This window comes from Pararobbsia alpina (assembly GCF_965118125.1).
GTDB lineage: Bacteria > Pseudomonadota > Gammaproteobacteria > Burkholderiales > Burkholderiaceae > Pararobbsia > Pararobbsia alpina_A.
Genome location: NZ_OZ221288.1, coordinates 1,477,741 through 1,495,898, shown reverse-complemented (window position 1 = coordinate 1,495,898; position 18,158 = coordinate 1,477,741). Strand labels below are relative to the sequence as shown.

General features: G+C 61.6%; 15 protein-coding genes and 1 pseudogene. 9 read left to right on the top strand and 7 right to left on the bottom strand.

Annotated features, from left to right (window positions below):
• Positions 1-115: 115 nt before the first annotated feature.
• Both ACMFWR_RS24755 and ACMFWR_RS24750 read right to left on the bottom strand, forming a co-directional pair.
• Complete coding sequence (locus ACMFWR_RS24755) at positions 116-322, bottom strand: hypothetical protein (protein WP_413195023.1); 207 nt, start codon at positions 320-322, stop codon at positions 116-118.
• A gap of 67 nt (positions 323-389) precedes the next feature.
• The gene (locus ACMFWR_RS24750; protein WP_413195022.1) at positions 390-1,379 is read right to left on the bottom strand and encodes an alpha/beta fold hydrolase; all 990 of its coding nucleotides are present in this window, start codon (positions 1,377-1,379) and stop codon (positions 390-392) included.
• Positions 1,380-1,477: 98 nt separating this feature from the next.
• Between ACMFWR_RS24750 and ACMFWR_RS24745 the strand changes: the two genes are divergently transcribed.
• The gene (locus ACMFWR_RS24745; RefSeq protein ID WP_413195021.1) at positions 1,478-1,900 is read left to right on the top strand and encodes an RrF2 family transcriptional regulator; all 423 of its coding nucleotides are present in this window, start codon (positions 1,478-1,480) and stop codon (positions 1,898-1,900) included.
• 246 nt (positions 1,901-2,146) lie between these two features.
• Positions 2,147-2,842, top strand: coding sequence for a flavin reductase family protein (locus ACMFWR_RS24740; protein WP_413195020.1), 696 nt, complete (start codon positions 2,147-2,149; stop codon positions 2,840-2,842).
• Positions 2,843-2,974: 132 nt separating this feature from the next.
• Here ACMFWR_RS24740 and ACMFWR_RS24735 read toward each other — a convergent pair whose 3' ends face one another.
• On the bottom strand, positions 2,975-3,892 hold the full coding sequence (locus ACMFWR_RS24735; protein ID WP_413195019.1) for a LysR substrate-binding domain-containing protein: 918 nt from the start codon (positions 3,890-3,892) through the stop codon (positions 2,975-2,977).
• A gap of 370 nt (positions 3,893-4,262) precedes the next feature.
• Here ACMFWR_RS24735 and ACMFWR_RS24730 point away from each other — a divergent pair, with 370 nt between their 5' ends.
• Positions 4,263-5,081 carry an alpha/beta fold hydrolase gene (locus ACMFWR_RS24730; RefSeq protein ID WP_413195018.1) on the top strand — a complete coding sequence of 273 codons (819 nt, stop codon included), beginning with the start codon at positions 4,263-4,265 and terminating at the stop codon, positions 5,079-5,081.
• 157 nt (positions 5,082-5,238) lie between these two features.
• Here the strand turns inward: ACMFWR_RS24730 and gcvA are convergent, their stop codons facing one another.
• The gene (gene gcvA, locus ACMFWR_RS24725; protein WP_413195017.1) at positions 5,239-6,171 is read right to left on the bottom strand and encodes a transcriptional regulator GcvA; all 933 of its coding nucleotides are present in this window, start codon (positions 6,169-6,171) and stop codon (positions 5,239-5,241) included.
• 271 nt (positions 6,172-6,442) lie between these two features.
• Positions 6,443-7,189 carry an SDR family oxidoreductase gene (locus tag ACMFWR_RS24720; RefSeq protein ID WP_413195016.1) on the bottom strand — a complete coding sequence of 249 codons (747 nt, stop codon included), beginning with the start codon at positions 7,187-7,189 and terminating at the stop codon, positions 6,443-6,445.
• Between the two features lie 165 nt (positions 7,190-7,354).
• Here ACMFWR_RS24720 and ACMFWR_RS24715 point away from each other — a divergent pair.
• A pseudogene (locus tag ACMFWR_RS24715) lies at positions 7,355-7,675 on the top strand (tyrosine-type recombinase/integrase); the annotation flags it as partial.
• A 186-nt stretch (positions 7,676-7,861) separates the two neighbouring features.
• Here the strand turns inward: ACMFWR_RS24715 and ACMFWR_RS24710 are convergent.
• Complete coding sequence (locus ACMFWR_RS24710; protein WP_413195015.1) at positions 7,862-8,959, bottom strand: TIGR03118 family protein; 1,098 nt, start codon at positions 8,957-8,959, stop codon at positions 7,862-7,864.
• Positions 8,960-9,510: 551 nt separating this feature from the next.
• On the bottom strand, positions 9,511-10,296 hold the full coding sequence (locus ACMFWR_RS24705) for an AraC family transcriptional regulator (protein ID WP_413195014.1): 786 nt from the start codon (positions 10,294-10,296) through the stop codon (positions 9,511-9,513).
• Positions 10,297-10,488: 192 nt separating this feature from the next.
• Here ACMFWR_RS24705 and ACMFWR_RS24700 point away from each other — a divergent pair, with 192 nt between their 5' ends.
• The 5 genes from ACMFWR_RS24700 to fhuB are packed head-to-tail and all read left to right on the top strand — an operon-like array spanning position 10,489 to position 18,097.
• Positions 10,489-12,675, top strand: coding sequence for a TonB-dependent siderophore receptor (locus tag ACMFWR_RS24700; protein WP_413195013.1), 2,187 nt, complete (start codon positions 10,489-10,491; stop codon positions 12,673-12,675).
• 53 nt (positions 12,676-12,728) lie between these two features.
• Complete coding sequence (locus ACMFWR_RS24695; RefSeq protein ID WP_413195012.1) at positions 12,729-14,339, top strand: cyclic peptide export ABC transporter; 1,611 nt, start codon at positions 12,729-12,731, stop codon at positions 14,337-14,339.
• Positions 14,336-15,148, top strand: a complete 813-nt coding sequence (locus tag ACMFWR_RS24690; RefSeq protein WP_413195011.1) for an ABC transporter ATP-binding protein — start codon at positions 14,336-14,338, stop codon at positions 15,146-15,148. The genes ACMFWR_RS24695 and ACMFWR_RS24690 overlap by 4 nt, the downstream gene beginning before the upstream one ends.
• The gene (locus tag ACMFWR_RS24685; RefSeq protein ID WP_413195010.1) at positions 15,145-16,065 is read left to right on the top strand and encodes an ABC transporter substrate-binding protein; all 921 of its coding nucleotides are present in this window, start codon (positions 15,145-15,147) and stop codon (positions 16,063-16,065) included. The genes ACMFWR_RS24690 and ACMFWR_RS24685 overlap by 4 nt, the downstream gene beginning before the upstream one ends.
• Positions 16,055-18,097, top strand: coding sequence for a Fe(3+)-hydroxamate ABC transporter permease FhuB (fhuB, locus tag ACMFWR_RS24680; RefSeq protein WP_413195009.1), 2,043 nt, complete (start codon positions 16,055-16,057; stop codon positions 18,095-18,097). Before ACMFWR_RS24685 ends, fhuB begins: the two co-directional genes overlap by 11 nt.
• Positions 18,098-18,158: the final 61 nt, after the last annotated feature.

Below are 18,158 nucleotides of genomic sequence, written 5' to 3'. Positions count from 1 at the left end.
ACGGCAAACGGCAAACGCCGCGCAGCCATTGTGCCCGATCAATCGATCGAGGCACGCGCAGCAAAGAGTTCGTCGAGCCAGCCGCAGCATTCCTGCGCGAGCCGCAGCCGTCCGTTCACCTGCACGGGGCCGTCGGCGCCGCTTCAGCTTCCCAATAGAGTCCGTTGGCCTGGTTGCGGCCCTGTCCCGGCAGATCGACCAACGCGACCGAATAGCCGCGCTCGAACAGATTGCGCGCCACAGTCAGGACCAGGTCTTGGAAACAGGTATCGGCGCCGCCGATCACGAGCACCACGGGCGCTTCTGCGCGTTCGTTTCGCAAGAACACGCCGGGCAATTGTTTGCCGCGGTACGGTGTTGCGAAGAACGTGAGCCGGAAACGGCTGCCGTTACAGTCGGTCGATGCGACTGGCAAACTCGATAATGGCGGATGACAGTTCCTCAGGGCGCTCCTGCGAAACCCAGTGCCCGCAATCCGGAATGATTGCCGTCGACTGCAACCGCGGAACAAGCGCTGGCATCGCCGCAATGATTTCCTGCATGCCCGGAATGCTCAAACCAGGATCGCGTTCACCCGCGATGAATGCCGCTGGCACCTCGATCTTCGGATCGTCACGGGAACGCTCCAGTGCCCAGTTTGCGTCAAGGTTGCGGTAGTAGTTCAGACCACCTCTGAATCCACTGTGTGCGAAGGCCTGGGTGTAGGTATCGAGGTCTTCTTGCTCGAGCCACGCTAGTCGCTTCGAAGGTATGGGAAGCGCCGCAAGCAAGCCCTGTGAGCGCGACACCATCGAAAATGGACTGGGTATGGTGGTGTCGATAGCTCGTGGGCCGGCATCGCCCGACGCCCAGAACAGAATCTTCAGAAGCGCTTGCCTGATGTCGCGCTGAAATTCAGTCTCGGCCGGTCCCTCGGCCTGAAAGTACAGCGTGTAGAGCAGGGCGTCCGCTGTTTGTGGAAAGAGCTGCGTAGGTGGCACAGGGGGCGACGCCATCATCGGCACGCCGAGCGCCATCACACCGCGAAAACGATCCGGGCGCGTCAGCGCAGCCTGCCACGCAACAGTCGCGCCCCAATCGCTACCGACGATGATCGCCTGAGATTCGCCCAATGCATCGAGCACGCCGACCATATCGGCGACTAGATGCTGTATGCCGAACGCAGCAACCGCCGCCGGACTATCCGTTTGCCCGTAGCCCCGCATATCCGGCGCGACCGCGCGAAACCCGGCTTGCGCCAACGCAGGCAGTTGATGACGCCAGGAATGCGAGGTCTCCGGAAATCCATGACATAGCAGGATCATTGGCCCTTCGCCTTGCTGCACGATGTGCATGTCGATACCGTTTGTGCGGATCTTACGTTCGTCGGTTGCAGGCATCTAAGCTCTCCATGACTTTTCCGTAACATCATAGGTTGCGCTTTGTGCTATCGTCAACCGTATTAACCTCATCGATTGCGCTTCATGGGAGAGACCCGGTGCGACACGACACCCGCCTCGCGCGCATGCTGCATGTGCTGGTGCACATGCATTTGCTCGGCGGCACTGAGACGTCTGAGACGATTGCCCTGATGCTCCAGACCAACGCCGTCGTGGTCCGACGTGTGATGGGCCGGTTGCGCGACAGCGGGCTGGTGACATCTACCGGAGGGCGGGGTGGCGGGTGGCGGCTCGCACGCGCGGCGAAAATGATCACGGCACGAGACGTGTTCGAGGCGCTCGAGAGCGAGAACGTCTTTGCGATCGGAGCGTCGGCCGATCATCCGCATTGTCCGGTCGAGCGAGCCGTCAATGCGAAGCTCGAGATAGCGCTGGATAGCGCACAACAAGCGCTTTTGAAAAGCTTAGGTGGCACGACGCTGGAAGAGCTCGCGCGCGCCGTATCGAAGTTGGCTCCATAAAATCTTCGACGCAGCCAAGGCGTTCATCACAGCGGCGCAAATCACACGCTCTCAATCATCCCGCTCTCACTACCGCGCATGAGTCATGAAGCAGCGTCTACGGATAAAACTTGTCCAGATGCTGCGAGAACGGTGCCGAGCGGCTTGCGAGTTCACAGACCGGAATTGCGAAAGCAAGAATCGGAGAGCAATAAGCGCGTACAGCACGCAACATGGAACCATTCACTCAGAGAGAGCAAGGTATCCATGAATACGCGCCATATTGTTGCCGAACCCAACATCCTCTATTTCGGCACCCCGGTTGTTTTAGTCAGCACCGTCAACGAGGACGGGACACACAATCTCGCACCGATATCTTCGGCGTTTTGGTTAGGCTGGCGAGGTGTGCTGGGTATTGCGTCTGGATCGCAGACCACACGCAACCTGCTTCGCACCGGTGAATGCGTTCTGAATTTGCCGTCGATCCACGAGGCGAGCGCTGTCGATCGAATCGCACGCACGACGGGTACATATCCCGTTCCTAAGTCCAAACTTGCCAGGGGGTACACCTACGAACCCGATAAGTTCGGCCGCGCAGGGATGACGCGCGTGGAATCCGAGACCGTACAAGCGCCTCGTGCACTGGAATGCCCGATTCATCTTGAAGCGGTCGTCGCGGCAAGTCACGGCATCGGGGAAGACAGTGCGGAACTACGCGGGGCGATTACGCTGGTCGAAGTGCGCATTCAGCGCGTGCATGTTCAGCCCGAACTGCTGATGGACGGTCACGTCGATCGCATCGATCCTGACAAGTGGGTGCCTTTGATTATGAGCTTCCAGAAGTTTTACGGGCTGAGCGAGCAAGTGCATCCGTCCAGACTCGCGGAGATACCGGAAAGATCGTATCGAAGCCCGGACATTGACCGTGCACGCGAGTCCACGCTGGTGGATCGCTGCGCATAGGTTGCTGCGATCGGGGGCGATGTTGCGTCCGTCGAAGCACCCGGCGCTTCGATCGTGCGCAAGCAATCAGACGACGGCCTGTCTGGCAAAGCGGGCATTCAATCTCGAAGCGACCGAGCCGGCATCCACAACCTAGACGGCATAGCGAATGATGCTTTGATCTTCAACATTTGCGACCAACTCGTCCGCACGAGACAGCAGCCGAAGAAGTAACGGGTTGGTATTTGCATCGCTGTATCCCAAGACGAGATCGATCGTCGGGGGTACGCCGTCAAGCGCTCTTGCAACGACGTTGGGTGTCAGCATATTTTGCGCATACAGTGGGATAAGCGTAACGCCACCCGTAGACGTAACGAGCGACATTGCGGACGGCAGGTTTTCGCCCTCGTATCCTGCCTTGAGCGTTATGCCGACACTCGATGCGTAGCGCTGAATCACCGTTTCGAGTACAGGAGAAATCTTGGAGGAACTGACGTAAATTTGGCTGGCCAGATCCTGCGGCCGAATCCTCTTGCGCGACGTCAGTCGATGATCGGCCGGTAGTACGGCGATCAGCGGCTCCTTCGCCAAGACTTTAAATGACAGGCCAACGGTCTCTTTCTCGGGGCGAAGGAAAGCGACGTCTAGCTTTCCTCGCATCAGCCCGAGAGCGAGTTCAGGGGAAGATTGGCTGCACAGTGTGATCTCCGCATCCGGTGCTTCCTCGCGGAGGATGCGCAGCGCGTGCGGCAACCATACGACTTCCTGCCCAGCAAGGAAGCCCATCGCCAGGATGGGTTTTTCAGGCATTTCCGCACGCCGCGCACCGTCGACTGCCGCTTCGACTTGAAGCAGCGCCAGCCGCGCGTGATCAAGGAAAACTCTCCCAGCCGAGGTAAGCGCCACGCCGCGTGCCTGGCGCTCCAGCAATTTCGCACCCACTTCATTCTCAAGATCGCGGATCTGCCGGCTCAGTGACGGCTGCGATGTGTGTAGCCGTCGTTGGGCGGCCGTCAACAGACTTCCTTCCTCAGCAACCGCAACGAAATATCGTAGATGTCGAAGTTCCATTGGCTCTCCTGTATGCCTGTGAGGCATAGCTCAAAGCTTACAAAGTCTTTGTCATCGAGGCAACGGATACCTATATTTCAACGGCTGCCGTATCGACGAGCCAAGCGCCCAGTTGGAGTTCTCATGGACGCGGTCGCCGCACCCCGAGAGCTCAATCACAGGCCGATTCTTGTACTCGATGCGTTCAAGCGGCAGCAGAAGGGACGTCGCGCCGAGGGATATGGAGCCCATCGCAGCGTTGTCGGCGCGCGCTCTGCTCGCACGTTTTTGCGTGCGCATGAAATAAGAGTTCGCAAGTGGCCGCCATCAGCATTCTCGATGTCTCGCAGAAAACCAACTCTTCAATCAATTTCCTATAGGAGGTACAGCAATGCCTACGATTACCACCCCGGACGGCGTAAAGATCTTCTACAAGGACTGGGGTTCCGGTCAACCGATCGTCTTCAGCCATGGCTGGCCCTTGTCGGCCGACGACTGGGACGCCCAGATGATGTTTTTTCTTCAACACGGCTACCGGGTGATCGCCCATGACCGACGTGGGCATGGGCGATCCGATCAAGTGGGCACCGGCAATGACATGGACACCTGGGTAGCCGACCTCGCAGCACTGACCGAACACCTCGACCTCCGCGACGCGATCCACATCGGGCACTCCACCGGCGGCGGCGAGGTCGCCCGCTACGTCGCTCGCCACCAGGAGCGCGTCGCCAAGGCGGCACTGGTGGCCTCGTTGACGCCGAACATGGTGAAAACCGACGCGAACCCTGGAGGCCAGCCGCGGGAGTGGTTCGATGCGGTTAGGTCCGGCGTGCTTGGCAACCGGTCGGAGTTTTACCGGGCAGTCCCGGAGGGTCCGTTTTATGGATTTAACCGCGCGGGCGCCAAGCCGTCTGAGGCAGTGATCGCGAACTGGTGGCGCCAGGGCATGGCCGGCAGCGCTCAGGCTCACTACGAGACCGTATCGTCCTGGCTGGAGGACTACACCGAAGATCTGAAGAAGATCACTGTGCCGGTGCTGGTCATGCACGGCGAAGATGATCAGATCGTGCCGTTCGCCAGCGCGGTGCCCCGCGCGGTCAATCTGCTCGTGAACGGTGCGCTGAAGACATACCCCGGCTACCCGCACGGCATGCTGACCACTCACGCGGACGTTCTCAACCCCGACCTTCTCGCATTCATCAAATCCTGACGGGACCTTAGTCCGAACCAGAACCAGGCAATTCGGGTGGCATGCTCCACGGGCGCGCCACTCGACCCTGGAGGTGGTTCGACAGCCTCGGGTCGACAATGAGCGGTCACAGCGCCATGCCACCATCCATGACGCGTTGCACCGGCCAGAATATCGGTCACGCTCCCCGTTGCGAGTAGCGAGTGCCAGCCTCCTCGATCAACCATTCCTTGAACGCGATCACCGAAGGCAGATTCTCTGCGGACTTGCGGTGCACCAGGTAATACGCAAGCTCGCATCGCTGCACCATATCGAAGGGCTGAACGAGTCGCCCCTCCTGAAGATCGTGTTCGACAAGCGTCGTACGGCCGAGTGCCACGCCGTTGCCGGCTATCGCCGTCTGGTAGGCGGCCGCGGAATCGTTGATCTGGATGCCTCGATTGCAGTCGACGACGTTCTTGTATCCGGCCTTCTGTAGCCAGGACTGCCACGTCGGAAAGACGCCGCTCGATTGCATCGAGACGTCGTGAATCAACAGGTGGTCTTGCAGATCGGCGGGTGTCCTGAGCCGATGTCTGCCGCGCATCAAGGAAGGACTGCACACCGGGAAGAATTCGTCGCGCAGCAGATAGGTCGAGACGAGATCGGGCCACACGCCCGCACCATAGCGAATGCCGACGTCAATGCGATCGGTGGTGAAATCCGCGAGACGGTTGCTCGTGTCAATGTGAAGATCGAAGTACGGATGCTTCTGCTGGAATCGCTCGACGCGTCGCAGGAGCCATTGGTTGGCAAACGCGGCAGGTACCGTAACCGTGAACCGCGTGCGTGACTTGCTGGCCTTTAATTGTTCGACCGCCTCGGACAACAGGTCGAAGCCGGATTGGAGAGCAGGCAGCACCGATCTCGCTGCGTCCGTGAGAAAGAGCCGAGTCGCGCCGGATGAGGCGCGGTGAAAGAGTTCGACATCGAGCGTGTCCTCCAGTCCGCGAATCAGATGACCGACCGCCGCGGGCGTGACGTTGAGTTCTTCCGCCGCAGCAGCGTAGCTCAGGTGTCGCGACACCGCTTCGAATGCGCGGAGTGCGTTCAGGTTGTTTGGAGCGCGCATGGCATGGGTTCCCGTGTGATGGCGGGCTCTTTCAAGGCCTGCCGAATACAGCTAACCAATTGCAGCCAACCACTTGCAGCTGACCAATCTCAGCTAACCAATCACTGTTTTCTCGAGTCGGTCGAGTCGCTGGATGGGCGTTGCGCCGTCCATCAGGCTGAAGCGAGGATAGGTAGCCAGCGCGTGAATGTCGGACTGCATCATTGGGCTCCGTTGAATGGGTCGGACGACGGCATCGTATCCGGTAACGCGAATCGATGCCGTCTCTCGCTTAGATTTGCGTCAGTCCGCCGTCGACCACAAATTCGGAACCCGTCGTGAACGATGAATCGTCGCTCGCGAGGAACAGCGCTGCACGCGCGATTTCGATGGGTTGACCAAAGCGCTTCAGCGGTACCTGTGCTTCGATCGCGGCAGCCGCTTCTGACAACTGGTTATCGGTCAAACCGAGTTTCGTATGGAACGGCGTCGCGATCGGGCCGGGGCTCACTGCATTGACGCGGATGCCGCGCGGAGCGAGTTCGGCGGCAAGCGAGCGGACCAGGGAACGGATCGCAGCCTTCGTCGCAGAGAGAATCGACAGTCCGGGTGCGCCAACCGCGTTAAGAAACGACGTTGTCGCCACGATGCTGCCGCCCTTGGAAATGAGCGGTGAGGCTTTCTGGATGGTGAGGAACAGGCCCGTGAAATTCAGCGCGAACTGGTCGCTGATCATCTCCGGCGTGATGCCTTCGAGCGGTGCGGCCTTGGCTGCACCGGCATTCGCAAAGACGATATCGATGCGGCCGAACGTTGCGGCCACATCGCCGATCGCGCGGTCAATGTCGGCCGGATTGCGCAAATCAGCGCTGAGCACGAGGGCATCGTCGCCAAGCGTTTGAGCGGCGGCTTGCAAGCGCTCCGGATTCGTGCCGATCACTGCGACTTTTGCACCTTCAGCGATGAACAGCTTTGCCGCTTCCAGGCCGATGCCCGAGGTGCCGCCCGTGATCAAAGCAATCTTGTTTTGCAGCTTCATATGTCATCTCCGTGAGGTCAGTGGCGAGAACCGTTGGCGTTCTCGATGAAGACCATTTTGGTCAGCCACTGCCGTCCCGACAAATGAGAAGAACTTGCGATCCAGAGTAGAAAAACTAGTTTGCGAGTTCGGGTCCGGCAAGAAAGGCTTTGGAGGGCAAGTGAAAGCGTCGCGAACTGGATTCGCACCGCGAAGCTCATGGCGAGCGACTTCCTGTTTCCGAGCAGGTTGCGCGGATCGCCTCACACCTCCACCCGACAATACTCGCGGATCGTCCACCGATGGATCGCATCGATTGGCCTAGACGACAGCACATACGGGACGCACACAATGCGACGCACGAAGGCGTCACTGATCTGCCGGCGAACGAAGAACCTCCGCGCAGTGCAACTTTTGCCTGGACATACGAAGCTCGAGAACACGGTCCGCTACCTCGGCATCGAAGTCGACGATGCCCTCGAGATGGCTGAGCAAACGGAAGTGTGAGTAGATGAAGGCCGGCGAGTGGACGCTTGCCGGCCAACAGTGGTCAGTCCACACGGCGATGTGGATCGCCGACAAGGTACCCATACTTGCACGACAAGATCGCATCGCCTCGCAGATAAAGCTGCGGCCCGCGCTATGCGCGGGCCGCAGCAGCTAGGCAGTCGACCTAAATCGTGAACTTGCGCTTCAGGGCATCACGTCGATGCGACCGAATACACCCGTCGTCGGCGTCGGGCCAGCCGAGTAGAACAGCGTGTTCGACGGCTGGTTGTTCGTATCGTTACCGAACAGCAGACCCCACAGACCAGACTGTACAAACGGCTGGCCGTTGGTCTGCAGCAGCGGCCCTTCCAGCGCGCCGGTGGTCGGGCTGAACATGTTGAGCGCGCCGTCGCCGAAGTTGCCGATCAACAGCTGGTTGCTCGCCGCACCGAAGTTCGCCGGCGCCATCACCATGCCCCACGGTGCGTTCAGCACGCCGCCGTTCGATACCAGGCGCTTGACGAAATTACCCGCGGTGTCGAACTGGTCGACGAGGCCCAGGCCTGCACCCTTCACCTGAGTTTTGCCGTCCGGGCCGAGCTCGGCGTAGGCAACGAAGATCGACGTGCCGATTGCCTGAATACCGAACGGCGAGAAGCCTGTCGGCAGATTCGGGTCGGTGAAGCTGCCTGCGAGATTGACCTTGGTGAACGTCGTGTCGAACACGTTGACCGTCTTGTTATGGAAGTCGGCTGCGTACAGGAAGTTCGCACCGTTGTTGCTCGAGACCGTCAGGCCTTTATAGACCGCTCCGTTGGCGCTGTCGTCATGCATGTTGACGGCCGTGGTCGGCAGCACATTCGGCGACCAGCCGGCGATCGTGCCCGCGTCGGTAGCCCACATGAACACGGCAGGTGCGGACTTTCCGCTCGCCGTGATCACGAAGTCGGTCGTGCTCGGGTTGTTCACCATGCCCGTCGGACCAGCCGCCGCGCCTGCGACGTTCGGCGGAATGTCGACCACCAGCGATTGCGTCACACCGTTGCCGTCATGCAGCGACGACTTCTTGGTACCGTTGTCCGAATTCCAGATCGTGCTCGTCTTGCTTTCCGCGAGGCCCCATGCGTTCTGCAGGTTCGGGTCGATGTTCGCGGCCGTCACGCTGCCGTCGGAGGTCAGCACCGTCGCGCGGAACTGGCCCATCGTAGGCGGCGTGTTGCTGCCGCTGTTGTTATTGTCGTGATCGCCGCCGCCGCAAGCGGTCAATGCTGCCGATGCCGCACACACCATAATGCTTAGCATTACTACATTGTTCTTGAGCTTCATTTTCTTTGAGTCTCGCTATAAAGACGGATGTGGGTTGATGTCTAACAATGAAGACGTGCAACTGCGATGTGCGGTGTGTGAACGCTTGAAAATCAATAGCCGCCGCGTACATGGATCTTTTGGAGCCACGCGCTCGAATAAGCATTCGATGCAAGCCGTCGCAATCGTCCCTTTCTCAACACCTGTAGGCTGAAGATTGTTCCGCCTTGTTTTATTTTTTTTCGGGCGATCGGACTCGAACAAGTCGGCCAATCTGTTGCGGCGGTCGGCGCATCTGCAGTAAGGATTTGAGCTGATAAGAAAGACGCCTCGGTCACCGAGGCGCGCGCTCCTCGCGCGCGAATGGCCGCTTCACCTTGCGACCGGACAAATACGAGGCGTTGGCTTTAAGGGCAGTTCAGGGTCGGCAAAGGCCGGTCCTGTCGGGCTGTGTTGGGTCAGAGACATACGGTCTCTACGGCGCTCGACTAGACGTCCGCGCGGCGCGTATGTGGCGCCTCACTATTCTGCAGACTCGAAGCGGCTGCTCAGCCTCGCTTGAGCAGCCGCTGCGGCGTTTCTCCTAGCGAGCGCCGGAACATGGCAATAAAGCTGCTGCTGCTCTGGTAGCCCAGCTGGTCAGCAACCTGGGCGACGGAATCGCCCTGAGCCAGTCTCGCCATCGCCTCCACGAGGCGCAACTGCTGGCGCCACTGGCCGAACGTCAGTCCCGTTTCCTGGCGAAAGAGCCGTGCGAGTGTGCGCGCGCTGGCGCCCACTGTTTCGCTCCATGCTTCGAGCGTGTCATCGTTGTCGGGCTTGGCCAGCAGGCGGCTGCAGATCGTGCGCAAGCGGCGGTCGCTCGGTAGCGGCAAGCTGCCTTGCGTCGTTGACTGGGCGTCGCGCAACACAGCGAGCAGCAACACCGCGATGTGGTTGCCCAGGCTTTCTTCCCCGTAGTCGTGAGGCTGCTGCGCGAGCGCCATGATGAGTTCGTGCAGCAGCGGCGTGATGAGCAGCACGCGGCATGTCGGCCACAGCCACGGCGCTGCGTCTGGCTCCAGATAGACGCTATAGGACTGGACCGCGCCGATCGTGTGCAGCTCGTGATCGACCCCGGGCGGCAGCCATATCGCCCGCATCGGCGGCAGCATCCAGCTGCCCATGGGCGTGAGCGCACGCACCGCGCCGTTCATCGGATAAAACAGCTGCGCCTGCTCGTGCGAATGCCAGATCTCGCGATGCCCGTTCGGGTAGTGCGAGCCACGTGCCATGACCGGCCGCGGCTGCTTTTTGTACTCGAAGCCGAACTGCGCTCGCCATATTGGATCCATCTCTCCCACCATGTTCTGACACTGCCAAAACTTGTCTGTTTCGCCGTGTTTGGTGGCAAGACAGTGCATTAACGCAGACGATATCCTTTCACGTCTGTTGGTTTTCGGCAAGAAATTGCGAATCAAAATAGTAACGATTCTCATTATTGTTTTGGTTTTTCTATAACATGCGCGTTGGGAAAAGGTGCAGGAATGGGTTATCGGGGATCGAAGCGGGTTCGGGTTAAAAGGGTGCAGGGTGCGGTTCTGGCGGCGTGGCTAGCCGGCGCTACTGCCGCGCACGCCCAGTCGGTCGGGGATGGCGGCGGCACACCGGCCAGCCACGCAGCGCAGGCTGAGACGGGTGTTGATTCCGGCACGCTGGCACCCGTCGTCGTCACTTCGTCTCGTGCGGACGAGTCGGGTACACAAGGGTACGTGGCGAAGCGCAGCGTAGCGGGCGCGAAAACGGATACGCCAGTCACCGAGATTCCCCAGTCGGTATCGACCGTGACGCGCGACCAGATGGATGCGCAGGCCGCGCAGACGGTCGACGCTGCAATCCGCTACGTCCCGGGTGTAACGACGCAGGACAACGATCTGCGCTTCGACCAGATCACCGTGCGCGGCTTCAGCCTCGACGGCGACACCTTTCTCGACGGCATGCGCCTCATGCGAACGACGTGGTACGCGAACCCGCGCATCGACCCGTACTTCCTCGACAGCATTGACGTGGTCCGTGGTCCGGTATCGGTGCTGTACGGGCAGGCGAGTCCCGGTGGTGCCGTGCTCATGACGAGCAAGCTGCCGACCGACTACGCGTTCCATGAGATCCAGATGCAGATTGGTAGTGACAATCGCTATCAAGGCATGTTCGATATGAGCGGCCCGGTGGACCCGAGCGGAACGATCCTCTATCGCGTGACGGGCCTCGCGCGCGATGCCGATTCGCAGACCGACAACGTGAAGGAACAGCGCGTCGCCATCGCGCCATCCGTGACGTTCCGCCCGGACCGCGACACGAGCTTCACGCTGCTCAGCAACTACCAGTACGACCCGCAGGGCGGGCTCTTCAATCCGGTGCCCGCAGCGGGCACGATCCTGCCGAACATCAACGGTCATATCTCGTCGCACGACTATCTCGGCAATCCGGACACCGACCGCCTCAATCGCCAGCAGTTCTCGATCGGCTATCTGTTCGAGCACGCGTTCAACGACACGTGGACGATCCGCCAGAACGTGCGCTACCTGCATCAGGATCTGCAGTACTACCAGAACTCGATTTTTGGTTCTCTTGCGAGCGATCAGCGCACGGCGGGCCTCTTTACCAACAACAATGACGAGCACCTGAACAACTACACCGTCGATACGCAGATGCAGGCGAAATTCGCCACGGGCCCGGTCAGCCAGACCGTGTTGTTCGGCTTGGACGTGCAGCGCGTGACGGACCGCATCAACCGCGGCTACGGGCTCGGCACGATCGATATCTTCGATCCCGACTACAGCGATATCCCCTATGTGTCCGACACGACGAAGGAGTACATCGGGCAGACGCAACTTGGCCTCTACGCGCAAGACCAACTGCGCTACAAGGACTGGACGCTGACGATCGGTGGCCGTCAGGACTGGGCGCGAAGCTCCGACACGATCGATGGCGCGGACTCGCAGAGTCAACAGCACGCGTTCACGTGGCGCGCCGGGCTCTCGTATGAACTGGTCTCGGGTATCGCGCCGTACGCGAGCTACGCGACGTCATTCCAGCCGCAGGCCGGCAGCACGTTCGACGGCACACCGTTCCAGCCGACTCGTGGCAAGCAGTACGAGGTCGGGGTGAAGTTCCAGCCGAAGGGGTATAACGCGCTCTTCACGCTCGCCGCTTTCGATCTGCGCCAGCAGAACGTCGAGACACTGGACGACGATCATCCGGGTTTCATGACGCAGACAGGGGAGATCCGCTCGCGCGGGTTCGAAGCCGAGGCGCGCATCAGCCTGACCGACAGCCTCAACGTGATCGCCTCCTATGCCTACCTGAATCAAACGGTCACGGCGGCGGCCCCTGATGATCCCTCGCTCGGCAAGACGCCTCCGACGGGCGACCCCAGCAATATGGCTTCGCTGTGGCTCGACTACACGCTGCATACGGGCGAACTGCGCGGGCTCGGCTTTGGCGGCGGTGCGCGCTACATCGGTGCTGCCGCGGGAGACACGGCGAATACCTTCGAGGTGCCGAGCCACTTCCTCGTCGATGCGGCCGTGTACTACGACGTGCGCAACTGGCACTTCGCGATCAACGTGAACAATCTGTTCAACCGCCAGTACATCGCCTATTGCAACAGCGCCACGCAGTGCTACTACGGCTCCGATCGTTCGGTCATCGGTACCGCGCGCTATCAGTGGTAGTGGTACGAATCGGCTGACCGGCGGGCGTCCTCACGATACATACAACGAAAACAATGCATACCCTCTGGTACCTGGTCCAGGGCTCGCGTGTGCGGCTCTTCCCGGCCGTCACGATGAGTCTCGCCAGCGGCTTCGGCAGCGCAGCACTGGTCGCGTTAATCAATCAGGCGCTCGTCGCGCCGCGCGCGGACCTGGGTGCGCTCGGTCTGCGGTTTCTTGTGATCGCGTTTGGCGTACTGGTGGCGCGTACGGCTTCGCAGACGCTCTTCATGAGCCTTGGCCAGAACGCGAAAGCCAGCCTGCGCATGCGCACCATCAAACGCATCGCGTCGGCGCCGTACGCGCACGTCGAGCGTCAAGGTTCCGCGCGTGCGCTTAACGTGCTGACGCAGGACCTCGATGCGGTCGTCGTGTTTTTCGTTGGGTTGCCCGCGCTCGTGATGAATGGCGCGGTGATAGCGGGTTGTCTCGTCTATCTTGGCTATCTGTCGTGGCAGGTGCTCGCGTTCGCGGGCGTGACGGTCCTGATCGGCTCCGGGGGTTTTTATCTCGCGAACGCACGCGGCATCTACCACCTGCGTCGTTCGCGCCAACGCGAGGACGCGCTGGTGCGCCACTTCCGGGCGCTGTTCGACGGTGCGAAAGAACTGAAGCTGCACCGGGCGCGTATGCGCGAATTCGTCGACGAAACAATCGAGCCGAATGTCGAGGCGGTGCGCGTGCAGCGCACTCGCGGTTATGTGCTCTATGCGGCGGCAGCGAGTTGGGGCAGCTTCATCTTCTTTGCCTTCATCGGTTGCGTGCTGTTCGTGTTGACGCGCTATCTGCCCGTCACGCCGCATGTCCTGTCGGGCTACGCGATGATCTTCCTGTACATGATCATGCCGATCGAAAGTGTACTTTCCGCGATTCCCAATCTCAGCACCGCGCGTGTGGCGCTCGAGCGCATCGAGCAGGTGAACGCGGAGCTACCCGTCGAAGAAGACGATGCGGCAGGCGAACCCGCGACGTTCGGGGACATCGTGCTCGAGGACATCACGCATCGCTATTTCCGAGAGCAGGAAAACGAAGTGTTCACGCTCGGCCCGGTGAGCCTGAGATTGAAGCCCGGCGAACTCGTCTACCTGATCGGCGGCAATGGCAGCGGCAAGACGACACTCGCCAAGCTGATCGTCGGCCTTTACGCGCCGGAGAACGGACGCATCCTGCTTGATGGGCAAGCCGTGACCGACTCGACACGGGCCCGCTACCGGCAGCTCTTTTCCGCGGTGTTTGGCGACTTCTATCTGTTCGACAAACTGCTTGGCGTACACGTGGGCGATCTGGATGCGGCCGCGCGCGCATTGCTCGAAGACTTACAGCTTGCGCACAAGGTGAAGATCGAAAACGGCGTGTTCTCCACGCTCGACCTTTCGCAGGGGCAGCGCAAGCGACTCGCGCTGCTCGTTGCTTATCTGGAAGACCGGCCGTGCTATCTGTTCGACGAATGGGCAGCCGATCAGGACCCGCTCTTCAAGGACGTGTTCTATCGCCGGCTGCTGCCGCAGTTGAAGGCGAAGGGCAAGACCGTGCTCGTCATCACGCACGATGACCGCTATTTCCATCTTGCCGACCGGACTATCAAGCTTGATTTCGGCCAGGTGACTGAAGAGTGCACGCTATGACCACCCGTTCGATTCCGACCGGATCCGCGGCCGCGTCGCCGCTCTTCGAACTCGGAAAGGTCCGCTTCGAGGCAGGCTCTGCAACGCTGCTCGACGGCATCGACCTCACGATCGCGCCGGAGCGCGTGACTGGCCTGATCGGCCACAACGGATCCGGCAAGACAACGTTGATGCGCCTGCTCGCGCGTCATCATACGCAGAGCGCGGGTTCGATCCGCTTCGCAGGCAAGCCTATTGCCTCGTGGGGTCCGCGCGAGTTCGCGCGCCAGGTGGCGCATCTGCCGCAGTACACGCCTGCAACCGACGGTATGCAGGTGCATGAGCTCGTCGCGCTCGGGCGCTATCCGTGGCACGGGAGCTTCGGTGTGTTCGGCAAAGAAGACCGCGAACACGTGATCGAAGCGATGCACATGACCGACGTCGCGCAGTACGCGAATCGCACGGTAGACAGCCTTTCGGGCGGCGAGCGACAGCGTGTCTGGATCGCGATGCTGATCGCGCAGGATAGCCGCTGCCTGCTGCTCGACGAACCGACTTCCGCGCTTGATATCGCGCACCAGATCGACGTGCTGGATCTCGTGCGCAAGCTTTGCGCGCAACGCCGCATGGCGGTCGTGATCGTGCTGCACGACATCAACATGGCCGCGCGTTTCTGCGATCAGATCGTGGCGCTGCGGCACGGACGCGTCCTGATGCAGGGCACGCCGCGCGACATCATGACCGAGCCGAATCTGAACGCGATCTATGGCGTGCCCATGAACGTGCTGCGCGATCCGAACGGCGGTCACTTGGTGGGCGTGCCGCAATGAAAGGCGACGATCGCCTGAAGACGCCGCGCGCAACGACGCGTCGTGCCGTGCTGCGTGCGCTGGCTGCCGCCGTGTTGGTGAACGGCACGGCAGCGGCCAGGGCTGCGATGGCACCAGCGCCAACGCGCATCGTGGTGCTCAGCTGGGAGCTGACCGAGATGCTGCTCTCGCTTGGCGTGGCACCGGTTGGCGTGCCCGCGCCTGCATGGTACGCGAGAGACATCGTCGAGCCACGGTTGCCGCTGGGCGTGACCGATGTGGGGCTGCTGTTCCAGCCTGACTACGATCTGCTCTATGAACTGCGTCCCGACCTGATTCTGATCACGCCCGCTCATGCGAGTGCGCGGGCCTCGTACGAGCGCCTCGCACCGACGCTCACGCTGGGCGCCTATATCAACGATCCGCAGCCGTATCGGGCAATGTGTGCGGAGACGCTGATCCTGGGGCGGCGTCTTGGCCGTGAAGCGCAGGCCGAGGCGTTGCTTGCGTGCACCGACACCGTGATAGCCGAGTCGACTGCGACGCTAGCGGGTATCCGCGCACCCGTGTGGGTCGCACAGGTTGTGGACGACCGGCATGTGCGCGTCTACGGCCGTGGCAGCCTGTTCGACGAGATCCTGCAGTCGCTTGGGCTGCGCAATGCCGCTGCCGAGACGTCTTCCGGCGCGCGCGTGGTGGAACTGGAACGGCTTGCGCTGCTGCAGAACGCGAACCTCTTGTGCGTCGACGGCGGTGTACCCGGTGGACTCGCAGCGTTGCAAGGCAATCCTGTGTGGTGGCACCTGCCTTTCTCCGAGCCCGGACGCAGCGCGATGCTGCCCGTCATTGCGGCGACGGGCGCGCTCGTTTCCGCTCAGCGTTTCGCGCGCGCGGTCGCTCGCGAGGTTCCATCGATGCGTACCCCTCATGTCATCTGATTCGATGCCCGATACCTTTGCTACGGGCGGCCTGCCTGAGCGCGAGCAGCCGCGCGGGCGGCTGCTGTCCTTCGCGCTAGCCGGTGTGCTCGTGGCCTTCCTGCTGACCGTCTGGACATTGCGAGCACAACTCGCGGGTGCGGGCCTGTGGGACACGCTCGTTGCGCCCGAGTCTGGGAACCTGCACCAACTGATCGTGCGCGACAGCCTGTTGCCGCGTATAGCGATGACGCTGGTCTGCGGCGCCGCGCTCGCGTTGGCGGGCACTGTGGCACAACAGGTCCTGCGCAATCCACTTGCGGAGCCGATGACACTCGGCATCTTTCCAGGCGCGTGGCTGGCGTTGACCCTCGCGGCGATCTGGGGGCCTGCGTGGCTTGTCGCACAGCGCGAACTCGTCGCGTTTGCGGGTGGCGCGCTCGTCGCGCTTGTCGTCCTCGCGCTCGCATGGCGGCAGCGGCTTGCCCCGCTCGCCGTGATTCTGGCGGGCATGATCGTGAGTCTTTATTGCGGTTCGGTGAGCCTCGCGCTGGCGATCTCGCATTTCCAGCTACTCGCGGGTCTGATGATTTGGGGCGGCGGGGCGCTCGACCAGCAAGGCTGGCATGCGAGTGCCGCGCTCTTCGCACGCTTCGTCCTCGCGGCTGTAGCAGTGTGGATGCTGCGTCGGCCTCTCGGGCTCTTCGACGCGGGCGAGAGCACTGCGCGCGGACTGGGCGTCTCACTGATGCGCACTCGTTTTGCAGCGCTTGGGTTGACCGTGGCATTGACGGCATGTGTCGTCAGCGCGGTGGGCGTAGTCGGCTTCATTGGCCTCGTGGCGCCGACGCTTGCGCGTCTGGCGGGGGCGTGGCGCTTTCAGCAGCGGCTCGTCTGGGCGCCGCTCTTCGGCGCGCTGTTGCTGTGGTTCACCGACGAGCTCGTGCAGTGGGTTGCGCTTTCGGGCCTGTATGGCTCGCAATTGATCCCCACGGGCGCTGTGACTTCGATCGTCGGTGCACCCATGCTGCTGTGGCAACTGCGTTATCTCCGATCACAGCCCGATGTTCGGGCCGATACTCTGGCTGCGTCAGCCGTATCACGCTGCAAGCATCCTTTGCGCATGATGGTAGGACTCGCTTTGCTCATCGGGATGGTATCGATCCTTTCGCTGACCGTCGGACGTGGCCTCGGTGGCTGGCGATTCGCGAACGTCGCGCAGATCCGGGCGCTGGCGTTCTGGCACGTGCCGCATCTCGCGGCCGCGTTGGCGGCCGGCATGCTTTGCGGCCTCGCCGGCACCCTGATTCAGCGCATGACGGGCAATCCGGTTGCAAGCCCCGATCTGATCGGCGTGAGCTCGGGTGGTGCACTCGGTCTTGTCGCGGTGGTGTTCCTCTGCGCCGTGCCGGCGCCACTGCCGATGTTCGTCGCGTGCCTGGCAGGTGCAGCGGGTACGCTCGCACTGCTGATGTGGTTCGGGCGCAGCTCGAGCTACGCACCGCAGCGGCTGCTGCTGATCGGAGTGGCGCTCGGCGCGCTGTTTCAGGCTGTCGTCGGGGCGGTGACGGCCAGCGGCGACCCACGTGCCGAACTGCTCCTGAATTTTGTGGTTGGGTCAACGTACTATGTGCAGCCGCTCACAACGGCGATCGCAGTCGTGGTCGCTCTGGCCGGTTTCGCGTGCGCGCCGTTGCTCGCTCGCTGGCTCGAGCTGCTGTCGCTGGGCGAAAATATAAGCCGCTCGCTGGGCGTGCACGTGGCCGTCGCCCGGTTGATCGTGCTCCTGCTGGCGGCGTTGTTGAGCGCCTGCTCAACGCTGCTGATCGGCCCGCTATCCTTCGTTGGCCTGATGGCGCCGCATCTTGCGCGCGCGCTCGGGTTTCGCCGTGCGCATGAACAACTCCCCGCCTCGGCGCTGATCGGGTCATTGCTGATGGTGTTGGCAGACTGGCTGGGCCGCATTGTCACCTTCCCCAATGAGATGCCGGCGGGACTCATGGCCGCATTGATCGGCGGACCCTATCTTCTGTGGGCGCTCCTGCGCGGGTAGCGACTCGACAAAAAATTGCACCTCAACGACAATCACCGCGAATTCTCTCGACGAGTTAGCT